Raw genomic sequence first — 11844 nt, forward strand, 5'->3', positions numbered from 1 at the left:
GGCCATTCTTGTGGGAGCGAGCCTGCCCGCACCCACAAAGTCCAGCATGAAAAATGGCCACCGCATCCACGGTGGCCACTTCTCTACGGCGTATTAATGGCCGTAAACATCGAAGTTGAAGTACTTGTCCTGCACTTGCTTGTACTTGCCGTTGGCGCGAATTTCAGTGATGGCGGTGTTGAATTTGTCTGCCAGCTCTTTATCGCCCTTGCGCACGGCAATACCGGCACCACCGCCGAAGTACTTGGCGTCTTCATAGGTCGGGCCAACAAATGCGAAACCTTTACCGGCGTCGGTTTTCAGGAAACCGTCGTCCAGGTTGACCGAGTCGGCCAGCATCGCGTCAAGGCGACCGGCAACCATGTCCAGGTTGGCTTCCTGCTGGGAACCATAACGCACCAGGTCGATGCCGGCCGGCACCAGCACTTCGGTGGCGAAGCGGTCGTGGGTACTGGCGCGCAGTACACCCACTTTCTTGCCCTTGAGCTCGGTCAGTGGATCCTTGACGTTGGTGCCTTCCTTCATCACGAAGCGCGCCGGGGTGTGGTAGTACTTGATGGTGAAATCGACGTTCTTCTTGCGGTCGTCGGTGATGGTCATGGACGACAGGATCGCGTCGATTTTCTTGACCTTCAGGGCCGGGATCAGGCCATCGAACTCTTGCTCGACCCAAGTGCACTTCACTTTCATCTGTTCACACAGCGCGTCACCGATGTCCACGTCGAAACCGGTGAGTTTGCCGTCGGGGGTTTTCATCGAGAATGGCGGGTAACCGGCTTCGATCCCGAGGCGAATCGGTTTGGCGTCTTCGGCCACGGCGGTCAGGGACAACATCGACAGTGCCAGGGCACCGAACATCACTCGCTTCTTCATTTATAACTCCTGTGTGCGGAGGCTTTTATTGGCAGATTTCGATTGGCAACTTTCGGCTAGTGAAGACCGAAGTGGCCGGCAGTCTAGAGCGGCTACAGGAGGGCAAATTGTGTTTAGGCGACAAATACTTATAAAAAAGAAGCCGAGGGATTCGACGCACTTGAAGTGTGCTCCGAGGTGGTGCAAGGACTGTAGGACAATCCTTTGCTTCAGACAAAACCTACACATTTTCGGGTACTGATCCGATCGAAGAGTCGCACTGGCGATGAACCTTTTTTTGCCTCACATTGACCCGCCAACCGCCCCCACAAGAGAAACGTGATGCCCGCGCTGAATCTGATCCAGCACCATCCTGCCGAAGGCCCCGGCGCCATTGCCGAATGGGCCCGATCCCGAGGCATTACCCTGAACGTGTTTCGCGCCGACCTCGGTCAGTTGCCGCCGGTGAGCGCGGCACCGCTGATTCTATTGGGTGGGCCTTATGAATCAGGTGCCGGGCCGGCATGGCTGGAAACAGAGCGTCAGTGGCTGGCGGGCAGCCTGGATCAGGGCGCGGCGGTGTTCGCGATTTGCCTGGGGGCGCAGTTGCTGGCGCTGAGCCTGGGTGGCAATGTGCGGCGGATGGCTCACACCGAAACCGGCTGGACTACCGTGACCTTTGCCGATGGCCAGACGCTGAAGGTGCTGGAATGGCACGAAGACGCGATCGATCTGCCGCCCGCTGCGCAGTTGCTGGCCAGCAGCGAGGTTTGTGAGCAGCAGATGTATCGCGTTGGCCCGACGCGGGTGGGGTTGCAGTTCCACCCGGAATGGAATGCTGAATCGGTGGCGATCCTCAATGAGCACTTTGGCGAGGAATCACCGTTGCCCCGGGAGCCACAGGACAGCGTCGCCTATGCAGCTGTGTTTGACTGGTTGCGGGTGACGCTGGATGGATGGTGGAGCGCTTCATCAGCTAATCGCCACACCTAGTCAGCATTCACACCTAATGGTCAACGCAACGGCGGGTTGCACCGCAACACTCAACTCAAACCCTTCATCCAGCCACCCGGTCACCCCGCCGATCATCTCCTTGACCGGGTAACCCAGTGCCGCCAGCTTCACCGCGGCCTTGTTGGCGCCGTTGCAGTGAGGTCCGGCGCAATAGACCACAAACAGCGTGGACTTCGGATAGTCCGCCAGGCTATCCGCTGTGATCAATCGACTCGGGATGTTGATCGCGCCTGGCACATGTCCGCGTTCGAACGCCAACGGTCCGCGCACGTCCACCAGAACAAAATCCACCTCGCCGGCCTCTTGGCTGCTGTAGACGTCGGAACAATCGGTTTCGAAGGTCAGACGATTGCTGAAGTGCATCAGGGCGATGGCGGACGGGGCTGCGGGAATCTCGCGAACCAGGCTAGGCATGGGCTGTACTCCAAAGTCTCAGTGGGTGTGAGAAAACTTTATCTGCTCCGGCCTTGCCGCTACAGTGGCGCACAAGACACTCACCGGGAATTTTCCGCCAAATGCAGCCCACCCCAGGTTTAGTCGCGATTCTGGCCTACGACGGCCTCTGTACCTTCGAATTCGGCATTGCCGTGGAGATCTTCGGCCTGGCGCGGCCAGAGTTCGATTTCCCTTGGTACGAGCACCGCATCGTCGCCGTCGACCAAGGGCCGATGCGCGCCATGGGCGGCATTCAGGTGCTGGCCGACGGCGGGATGGAACTGCTTGAGCGCGCCCGAACCATCATCATCCCCGGCTGGCGCGACCGCAGCGCACCGGTGCCGGAGCCCTTGCTCGCCGCGCTGCGCCAGGCCCATGCCCGAGGCGCGCGGTTGCTGTCGATCTGTTCCGGGGTATTCGTACTGGCGGCCACCGGTTTGCTGGACGGTCACGGCGCCACCACCCATTGGCGCTACACCACTGAACTGGCCGAGCGTTTCCCGAACATTCTGGTGGATCCGGACGTGCTCTATGTCGATTCGGGTCAGTTGATTACCTCGGCCGGCAGCGCCGCCGGCATCGATGCCTGCCTGCATCTGGTCGCGCGGGATTTCGGCACGCAGGTGGCCAACTCGGTGGCGCGGCGGTTGGTAATGTCGCCGCAACGCACCGGCGGCCAAGCGCAATTCATTCCGTCACCGGTCAGCCCGACGCCGCGCAGCGACCTGTCGCGGGTCATGCAGTGGGCACGGGAACGTCTGCATGAACCGCTGGAGGTTCGCGACCTCGCCAGCGAGGCGGCCATGAGTGAGCGCACGTTCCTGCGGCGGTTCACCGAAGCCAGCGGTATGCCCCCCAAAGCGTGGCTGCAGCATGAACGCCTGGCCCGGGCCCGCGAGCTGCTGGAGAGTACGAATCAAAACACCGACCAGATTGCCCAGCACTGCGGTTATCGCTCGGTGGAGAGTTTCCGGGTGGCATTTCGCAGCGTGGTCGGCGTGCCGCCTTCGGTGTATCGGGAACGGTTCGGGCACAAGGTCAGTGCTGTTTGAATGATCTCAGTCCAGGGCGTTACAGACCGCCCCAACACTCTTTATCAATGGCGATAAAAACAATAAGGACTCATGAGGAATCGCACTAACTTATCGCCAATCTTAATATCAAATATCTCGACTGCTCACCCGCCGCGATAAATAAAACGATATTAAAAATTACTCTTGCACAGCCCATTGCATATTTATCGGCGCCTGCTTAACTGCAAAAACTGCTGATGACAGCAGTGCCCGCAAACACCACGGAAGGAATCGTTATGAGCACTTCAACTCGCCATAGCATGCCCCCCTATGGGGTGGCCATCCAAGGCGCGATCAAGGCAGGCGACCTGTCGCAAATGAAGACGCTGTTGAAACAACGCGATGCATCCACACCAGAAAATAAAGAGCTAAAAACTGCTTACGAGCAGTTGGTTAAGGAAATCGCACGCCTGGAAAAGCACTAATAGCTATTTCCACGCCCCTTATTGCAATGGAGGCAATAATTATGTCTGGTTCCAATCAACAACCTGTCGGCTTGTTCCCACTCTGCTACCGAATTGGTACTTCGGCCGCGGGCGCACAAAACCTGGCACTCAATCTTCTGGTTTTTACCCCAGATCAAACGGTAAGCGGCACTGCCGAAATTACTCAAGCCACTAACCCTCCACTGGATGTGCACTCCGATGTCTGGGGCGAATACACCTACCTGACGGTCATGAGCCCTGGCGTCAGCAAGATCCTGATCACCGCTCAAGGCAATAACGGCGGCCCAGGCTCGAACTCAATCGTGAATTTCAAGTTGCATCTGGTGGTCGGTAGCGACTGGAGAGAAGGTGTCGCCAATTACGAGTACTTCAATGGTGAACGGTGGGTCCAGGTCACTGCTCCCGCTCATCTTGTCGAGGCGGTACCCTCCAACGCTTATAAATCGGTGCCTTTGGAGCCCGGCCCGGTCATTCCAGCCTATCCACCGATCATGCCGCTGTACGCCGCACCGATTCAAAGTGCCATTGCCAGCGGTGACCTGGCCCAGATGAAAAACCTGGCCCGCCTGGCCCAACAACAACTGGATCAGCAACCCCAACTGCAGAGCGCGCTTGAAACGGCCAAGGGCGAAATCAGCCGGCAGGAACGCCGCTGACCCGCTCACGAAACATGCCCGAGTTGTCCAGAATACAAATAAGGGAGTAGCACCATGTCAATCGGACTTTTTCATACCCGCCTGAATGTCAGTAGTCACCTATTGGGCGCACCGGTTTTAACCCTGGATCTGCTGGTAGATACCGTAAAGAAAAAAGTCAGCGGGGTTGCCAGCATTTTCCAAAGCACCTATCCGCCTCTCAACTTCCGTGCCCGTGTATGGGGTGAATACTCCGAGGCCAAACTGGTGCCGACGGCCGAAAACCACATCATCCTCACCTTGGCGGGCAGCCCGAGCGGCCCTCTCAGCCAGATCGCCCAGACTTTCGGCTTGAAAGGCATTTTAGGCGCCGACTGGGCGAGCGGTTATGTCGACTACAAGTACCAGGACCAGGGTATCTGGCATTACGTGAAACACGCAGCTGTCAGCCAGGCCCCAGTGATTGAGCGCCCAGAGCATCCGCACCATGCGGTGCCGCTCTATGCCGTCGCGGTACAGCAAGCGCAAACCAGCGGTGACCTGGCGCAACTGAAGTCCGTGGTGAGCCAGGGTGAACAGCAATTGGCCAACAGCGGTGCCCTGCGCAGCGCTCTGGAGCAGTTGAACGCTGAAATCGCCCGCCTGGAGGCCCGCTAACCCCAGGCAGTTAAGCGCAACCCCATGTGGGAGCAGGCAAGCCCGCTCCCACAGACTCCGCGCTATAGACCAACAACAAAAGGTAAATCCGGTCGCGCCATTGACTCAAGGAAGGCGCGAACACTTCGATGGATTCGTGCCGCGCACGCGTTGGTGCGCAAGGATTTCCCATGTCAGACAGTCGCCCAGCCCGCTACCTCAGTGAAACCGACCTCAAACGCTACGTGCCGGTGCATGTGGTCTGGGAAATCACTCTGGCTTGCGATCTCAAATGCTTGCATTGCGGCTCACGCGCCGGCCATCGACGCCCCGATGAACTGAACACCCGGGAGTGCCTGGACGTTATCGATTCCCTGGCGGCACTCGGCACCCGCGAGATCACCCTGATCGGCGGTGAAGCCTATTTGCGCAAGGACTGGACCCAACTGATCCAGGCTATCCACGATCACGGCATGTATTGCGCGATACAAACGGGTGGGCGCAACCTGACGCCCGCAAAAATGCAGGCAGCGGTGGACGCCGGACTCAATGGCGTCGGTGTGTCACTGGATGGACTGGCCCCACTGCATGACGCAGTGCGCAATGTCCCGGGCTCGTTCGACAAGGCGGTGGACACCCTGCGACGCGCCAAACAGTCCGGGCTTGCGGTGAGCGTCAACACACAAATCGGCGCGGCCACGTTGCCCGACCTGCCCGAGCTGATGGACCTGATCATCGACCTCGGCGCCACTCACTGGCAGATCCAGCTGACGGTCGCCATGGGCAATGCCGTCGACCACCCGGAGCTGCTGTTGCAACCCTACCAACTGCTGGAAGTGATGCCGCTGCTGGCGCGCCTCTACCGCGAAGGGGTTGATCGCGGCCTGCTGATGAACGTGGGCAACAATATTGGTTACTACGGCCCTTACGAGCACATGTGGCGTGGCTTCGGCGACGAACGTGTGCACTGGAGTGGCTGCGCCGCCGGCCAGACCGTGCTGGCGCTGGAAGCCGACGGCACGGTAAAGGGTTGCCCGTCATTGGCCACGGTGGGGTTTTCGGGCGGCAACGTACGCAACATGAGCCTGCACGATATCTGGCATTACAGCGAAGGCATGCACTTTGGCCGCCTGCGGTCGGTCGACGACCTGTGGGGCTACTGCCGAGGCTGTTACTACAACGACGTCTGCCGTGGCGGCTGCACCTGGACCTCGCACTCCCTGCTCGGCAAACCCGGCAATAATCCCTACTGCCATTACCGCGCGCTGGACCTGCAAAAACGCGGGCTACGCGAGCGCATCGTCAAACTCGAGGACGCGGCAAAAACCTCCTTCGCCGTCGGACGTTTTGATCTGATTACCGAGCGCATCGATACCGGCGAGAAGGTGAACAGCGTCAGCGACAGCGGCCAGGTGATCAAACTGGCCTGGGCGAACCAGGGCCAGAAATCGCCTGACGAAGGACGTATTCCACCGCAACTGGCGCTGTGTCGCGGCTGCTTGCAGTACATCCATGCACACGAAGTGACGTGCCCCCACTGCGACGCTGATGTCGCCGCCGCGGAAGCCGTGCACCAGACAGACCGTGCCCGGCAACAAGCGATCATCAACACCCTGACCGGCCTGCTGGGGTTGCCGCAAAATAACTTGATGTGACGTTTATGCCGACGCATCACCAGGGAAGCGACCTCGAAGATCGCTTCCCTGGCACATCACCCGGCATGCGGGTCTGCGCGTTGCGAAAAGGACGGTTACTGAGCCGTCGGGTGTTCGACGATCAGCGATTCGATGTTCATCTTTTTCGCCCGGGTCAGCGCCGCCGTTATTTCAGCTTGCCTGACCTGCGCCTCGGCTTGCGAACCGAACGGCCCGACCAGAATACGAACCTTTCCATTTTCCTTCACGACGTTGGGAACGAAGCTGTGCTCAATCAACCAACCGCTCAGGTCACTGACCGCCTGGGGTGTCTCGCCGCGCACTTCGACGTCCCACTGCGGGCCCGTTACCGCCGCGGGAACGGAGGCGACTGCCGGTTGCGGCTTTTGAGCGTCAACCCCTTTATCCTCACCGCATCCGGCCAGCGTCAGTACCGCGATTACCAAGACCATTTTGCGCACAACGCTTTCCTCCGAATGCTTAAAGCGGCGATTTTAACATCCATGGATCCATCCCGAGTGCCGCAAAATGGGCTCAAAACAACGAGAATGATGGTGGCGGCCTCTGTATAGTTACACCTTGGGAATTAATGCAGCATCTGCGCGTCAGAAAGAGGCACCCAAACCGTGAAACTTCGCACTAATCTATATCTAATACCGACCTCTGCACTGTCCGAATCAGGTGCCCTACAAAGCAATCAAGGAGAAAACCATGCTGATACTCACCCGCAAAGTCGGTGAAAGCATAAACATCGGTGATGACATTACGATCACCATCCTGGGCGTTAGCGGCCAGCAAGTCAGGATTGGCATCAACGCCCCGAAAGACGTTGCGGTGCATCGCGAAGAAATTTATCAACGCATCCAGGCTGGCCTGACCGCCCCGGACAAGCCGCAAACGCCCTGAATCCTGCTGCAGTCAGTAGCCAGCCCATTCTGCCTCGAGTAACGGCTGGCTAAGATTCAAGTGCCGCATCGTTCTGCGCTCCGTCTCTCTTTGCGATGCCATCGCAACACGGAGCCGATACTACTGCCCTGGCTCCTGCCATGACTGTCAGACGTTTCGGATTTGCAGCGAGAAAGAGCGCTCCCCTGCCCGGTTAGCCAAACGTCACACCACGCGCCATGCCCGTGGCCGCCACGACCATCAGCACCAGCAACAGCGCCTCGATATGACTGATACGGGCAAACAGCGTCGCGCGGCCGGTATCGATAGCCGCGCCGCGCCCCAGCGCAATCCGCCATTTGATCAGCGTCACCATCGGTGCAATCTCAAGCAACAGGATGAACACCAAGAGCGTCATCTTGAGATGAAACAGGGGTTGGTGAAGATAGTAATCAGTGCCTTTTTCGTACCCGCCAAAGGCTCGTAGCCCACCCGTGATCAGTAGAGTGACTGCAGAGATCCCCCACAGATTATCTGCAATCAAAACACGGCGAGCGTCCCCTGCCCCGGCACTCAGACGACGTAACGCCGTACCGCGGGTCAGTACAGCCCAAAAACCCAGACCAAAGGCCAAGAGGTGAACCGCCGCCAGAAACCAGTGAGCCAGCATCGACATACTCCCATCAGGACAAAGTTGAATCAGCCTTACAGTAGTAGTCCATCGTGTCGGATTTGCTCACGCATGTAGCTGGGCTGATCTCCCGCACCTCGCCATCGGGCAAATTGCAGGCGAAAAAAAACCGGGTTCCTGATGGATACCCGGTTTTTGAGAGTCCTGGACTTAATCCAGTCGTTTCGAGATCGAAGTACGAGCGCTGCTCAACCCTTTCGTGTTGTGATCGCCAGGCGTAGTGGCCGAAATGGCAGAGGCCTTGGCAACTCCTCGCGTGTCCCTGGAATGCGCAATGCCCGAAGTGACTGCGCCATGGCCACGGTCACTGTTACGTTCGCTACCAAAGTGGTTGCCATTGACGCCACGGTCCCGGACGGCTTTGCCGGCGTGATCACTGCTCAAGCCTGCGCCACGGCCGACATGGGTGCCACTCAAGCCTGCGCCACGGCCGACGTGGTCGCTGCTCAAGCCTGCACCACGACCGACATGGGTGCCACTCAAGCCTGCACCACGGCCGACATGGGTGCCACTCAAGCCTGCACCAAGGCCGACATGGTCGCTACTCAAGCCTGCGCCACGGCCATTGCTACTGACGCCGCCGGAATGGCCGGAACCGCCGTTGCCACCATGACCACCGCCGTTACCGCCGCCATTGCCACCACCGTTACCACCGCCGCCACCACCTCCATTGCCACCATCCTTCGCGTAGGCGGAGCTCATGATGGACAGTTCAGCGGGCAATAACGGGGCGGCTGCAAGCATCATCACGCAGGACATGACGGCAACAAAACTCTTGTTTTTTAATAGCATGGTGAGGTTCCGTGGAGGTTGATATTGCACGGAATAATTGACCGTCTCCACCCCACACAGTTCAAAGGCCGGCGACCAGCGGGCAAGCAATGTGCAGTGATCGAACCGGCACACTGCTTCCCGCGATGTTGCGGGTCGTTATGCGGCAAGGGCGCAATTGAAATTTATCGCCCTCACATCAATCGAACGCACCATTGAGCACCTCGTAGATGATCCCGGTAGCGATGGCCACCAAAATCAAGTCAGTGCCAGCCTGCTGCCACTCATAGCCATCGTAGTGGGGAAGCTGGCCGAGCAGACGGCCATCGAGTTTTTTGGCGATCCCCGGCGGCAGAGGTTTACCGCGCGCGAGGTTTTTCTGAATACCGGGTGGCAAGGCGGGCCCGGGGCTCCAGTAGCCACGATAACCACCCACGATGCCAAGGACGTTACCGTGGTCGATGCTCGGGCCGTGACTCCAATCGCCCCCCCCTGAACCTTTCCCCTTGTTTCCATGGCCGGAGTTGCCATGGTCCTGGTTGTATTGTGGATTTCCCTTGCCACCTCCCTGGCCTTTCCCGTTTCCCGGGTCGGCCAATGCAGTCACTGAACCAGACACCAAGGCAAGACACGTCATAGCGGCGATCAACGAGCGAGATCTAAACATATCCATTCTCTCCGAAAGGGGATGTCCCCTGAAGAATGTAGACGGCTATGGCGGTATTAGTTCAGCAACAGTGTTTACTGGAAGTGAGGCGCCGAGTTGGCGTTTTTGAGGATTTTGCAAAAGCCAGGTAAATCGCAGACAACAAAAAAGGGCCCACCTTTCGGTGAGCCCTTCCAGACCGCCCAGCAGAGCGGATTTTGTTTGGTAGGCGCGATTGGACTCGAACCAACGACCCCCACCATGTCAAGGTGGTGCTCTAACCAACTGAGCTACGTGCCTGCTGTGAGGCGGCATTCTACGGAATTCCGGAGGGGTGTCAACACCTTTTTTTCACCTAACCCTATGAATATGCAAAATATTTAATTTCGCTGTGGCAAAGAAGATTTTCCGGTGGCTGGCGGTCGATTTTTAACTCGGGTAGGATCAATGCACTCGTAAAATATATTAAACAGAGGCTGCAGGATGGCGAACACTCCCTACCCAGAGTCCTATTACGCCGCGTCGGCCAATGCAGCGCCAGCGCGCCCGGCCTTGCAGGATGATGTAGAGACTGATGTCTGTGTAATCGGCGCCGGTTACACCGGCCTGTCCTCTGCCCTGTTCCTGCTGGAAAACGGTTTCAAGGTTACGGTGCTGGAAGCCGCCAAGGTCGGTTTCGGTGCGTCGGGACGCAACGGTGGCCAGATCGTTAACAGCTACAGCCGTGATATCGATGTGATTGAGCGCAGCGTCGGCCCCAAGCAAGCTCAGTTGCTGGGGCAGATGGCGTTCGAAGGTGGGCGGATCATTCGTGAACGAGTGGCCAAATATAATATCCAGTGCGACTTGAAGGATGGCGGTGTGTTCGCCGCCATTACCGACAAGCAGATGGGCCATCTGGAGTCTCAGAAGCGCCTGTGGGAGCGTTTCGGTCACACGCAGCTTGAGCTGTTGGATCAGCGTCGCATCCGCGAGGTAGTGGCTTGCGATCAATATGTCGGCGGCATGCTCGATATGAGTGGCGGGCATATTCATCCACTCAATCTTGCCTTGGGCGAAGCAGCAGCCGTGGAGTCGTTGGGCGGCACTATTTACGAGCAATCGCCGGCAGTGCGCATCGAGCGCAGTGCCAACCCGGTGGTGCATACGCCTCAGGGCAAGGTCAGGGCCAAGTTCATCATCGTCGCCGGCAACGCGTACATCGGCAATCTGGTGCCGGAGCTGGCGGCCAAGTCGATGCCCTGCGGGACTCAAGTGATCACCACCGAACCCTTGGGCGATGAATTGGCCAAGCGCCTGCTGCCTCAGGACTACTGCGTCGAAGACTGTAACTACCTGCTCGACTACTACCGCCTGAGCGCCGACAAACGCCTGATATTTGGTGGCGGCGTGGTGTATGGCGCGCGGGACCCGGCGAACATCGAGGCGATCATTCGACCGAAGATGCTCAAGGCCTTCCCGCAACTCAAGGACGTGAAGATCGATTACGCCTGGACCGGCAATTTCCTGCTGACCCTGTCACGTCTACCTCAGGTCGGGCGACTGGGCGATAACATCTACTACTCCCAGGGCTGCAGTGGCCACGGCGTGACGTATACGCACCTGGCGGGCAAGGTATTGGCCGAAGCATTGCGTGGTCAGGCTGAACGCTTCGACGCCTTCGCCGACCTCCCCCACTACCCGTTCCCCGGCGGGCAATTGCTGCGCACACCGTTCGCAGCGTTGGGCGCCTGGTATTACGGATTGCGGGACAAGCTCGGGGTCTGATCGACCGACTCAGGAGCGGCGACTTCTTGTAGCGAAGTCGCCGTCGAAGCCCAACAGATGTCAGTGGCGCGCAAAGTGACTCGGCCGTTGTAGCGCCGAGGCTGGATGCAGAAGGATCAGAGCGCAAAGGCGCGAAAGAAGAAAAAGCCAAATCGCAGGCACAAAAAACCCCGGTCTTTCGACCAGGGTCTTTGCTATCGACTCGAAGATTGCCAACGGCCTTCTTCGTAGCTTCAAGGCGTTCAGTGGGCCTTGAGGCAGATATGGCGCAGCGGACGGGACTCGAACCCGCGACCCCCGGCGTGACAGGCCGGTATTCTAACCGACTGAACTACCGC

Annotated in this window: 14 protein-coding genes and 1 tRNA gene; 8 read left to right on the top strand and 7 right to left on the bottom strand. The window is 58.5% G+C overall.

Annotation, left to right across the window (positions count from 1 at the left end):
• Window positions 1–93: 93 nt before the first annotated feature.
• Entirely contained in the window at window positions 94–873 is a 780-nt protein-coding gene (locus AC07VO_RS07695; protein WP_018928073.1) for an ABC transporter substrate-binding protein, read from the bottom strand.
• A 321-nt stretch (window positions 874–1194) separates the two neighbouring features.
• On the opposite strand from AC07VO_RS07695, the gene AC07VO_RS07700 reads away from it, so the two are divergent.
• Window positions 1195–1845 carry a type 1 glutamine amidotransferase gene (locus tag AC07VO_RS07700; protein ID WP_086945466.1) on the top strand — a complete coding sequence of 217 codons (651 nt, stop codon included), beginning with the start codon at window positions 1195–1197 and terminating at the stop codon, window positions 1843–1845.
• Here the strand turns inward: AC07VO_RS07700 and AC07VO_RS07705 are convergent, their stop codons facing one another.
• Complete coding sequence (locus AC07VO_RS07705; RefSeq protein WP_086945465.1) at window positions 1846–2280, bottom strand: rhodanese-like domain-containing protein; 435 nt, start codon at window positions 2278–2280, stop codon at window positions 1846–1848.
• A 101-nt stretch (window positions 2281–2381) separates the two neighbouring features.
• Between AC07VO_RS07705 and ftrA the strand changes: the two genes are divergently transcribed.
• The 5 genes from ftrA to AC07VO_RS07730 all read left to right on the top strand — a co-directional run bounded on the left by ftrA (window position 2382) and on the right by AC07VO_RS07730 (window position 6746).
• Complete coding sequence (gene ftrA, locus AC07VO_RS07710; RefSeq protein WP_018928076.1) at window positions 2382–3353, top strand: transcriptional regulator FtrA; 972 nt, start codon at window positions 2382–2384, stop codon at window positions 3351–3353.
• A gap of 257 nt (window positions 3354–3610) precedes the next feature.
• Window positions 3611–3799 (top strand): DUF1843 domain-containing protein, encoded by a 189-nt coding sequence (locus AC07VO_RS07715; RefSeq protein ID WP_086945464.1) that lies wholly within the window; start codon window positions 3611–3613, stop codon window positions 3797–3799.
• A gap of 41 nt (window positions 3800–3840) precedes the next feature.
• Window positions 3841–4476 (top strand): DUF1842 domain-containing protein, encoded by a 636-nt coding sequence (locus AC07VO_RS07720; protein ID WP_018928078.1) that lies wholly within the window; start codon window positions 3841–3843, stop codon window positions 4474–4476.
• Window positions 4477–4530: 54 nt separating this feature from the next.
• Complete coding sequence (locus AC07VO_RS07725) at window positions 4531–5112, top strand: DUF1842 domain-containing protein (RefSeq protein ID WP_018928079.1); 582 nt, start codon at window positions 4531–4533, stop codon at window positions 5110–5112.
• A 170-nt stretch (window positions 5113–5282) separates the two neighbouring features.
• Window positions 5283–6746, top strand: a complete 1464-nt coding sequence (locus tag AC07VO_RS07730) for a GDL motif peptide-associated radical SAM/SPASM maturase (protein WP_064616995.1) — start codon at window positions 5283–5285, stop codon at window positions 6744–6746.
• A 95-nt stretch (window positions 6747–6841) separates the two neighbouring features.
• On the opposite strand, the gene AC07VO_RS07735 is transcribed toward AC07VO_RS07730, so the two are convergent.
• The gene (locus AC07VO_RS07735; RefSeq protein WP_064616994.1) at window positions 6842–7207 is read right to left on the bottom strand and encodes an SPOR domain-containing protein; all 366 of its coding nucleotides are present in this window, start codon (window positions 7205–7207) and stop codon (window positions 6842–6844) included.
• 250 nt (window positions 7208–7457) lie between these two features.
• Between AC07VO_RS07735 and csrA the strand changes: the two genes are divergently transcribed.
• A complete protein-coding gene (gene csrA, locus AC07VO_RS07740) occupies window positions 7458–7652 on the top strand; it encodes a carbon storage regulator CsrA (protein ID WP_007938114.1) in 195 nt (64 codons plus the stop codon).
• 193 nt (window positions 7653–7845) lie between these two features.
• On the opposite strand, the gene AC07VO_RS07745 is transcribed toward csrA, so the two are convergent.
• From AC07VO_RS07745 to AC07VO_RS07760, 4 genes are all read right to left on the bottom strand, one after another.
• Window positions 7846–8301, bottom strand: a complete 456-nt coding sequence (locus tag AC07VO_RS07745) for a DUF2214 family protein (RefSeq protein WP_018928082.1) — start codon at window positions 8299–8301, stop codon at window positions 7846–7848.
• 171 nt (window positions 8302–8472) lie between these two features.
• Window positions 8473–9114: a hypothetical protein gene (locus AC07VO_RS07750; RefSeq protein ID WP_225602806.1), complete on the bottom strand. Its 642-nt coding sequence runs from the start codon at window positions 9112–9114 to the stop codon at window positions 8473–8475.
• Window positions 9115–9292: 178 nt separating this feature from the next.
• Window positions 9293–9760 (bottom strand): anti-virulence regulator CigR family protein, encoded by a 468-nt coding sequence (locus tag AC07VO_RS07755; protein WP_026286579.1) that lies wholly within the window; start codon window positions 9758–9760, stop codon window positions 9293–9295.
• A 202-nt stretch (window positions 9761–9962) separates the two neighbouring features.
• Window positions 9963–10039 (bottom strand) — tRNA-Val (locus tag AC07VO_RS07760).
• A 183-nt stretch (window positions 10040–10222) separates the two neighbouring features.
• Here AC07VO_RS07760 and AC07VO_RS07765 point away from each other — a divergent pair.
• Window positions 10223–11506 carry an NAD(P)/FAD-dependent oxidoreductase gene (locus tag AC07VO_RS07765; protein WP_018928085.1) on the top strand — a complete coding sequence of 428 codons (1284 nt, stop codon included), beginning with the start codon at window positions 10223–10225 and terminating at the stop codon, window positions 11504–11506.
• Window positions 11507–11844 lie beyond the last annotated feature (338 nt).

The organism is Pseudomonas sp. GW821-FHT03E01 (assembly GCF_059420765.1).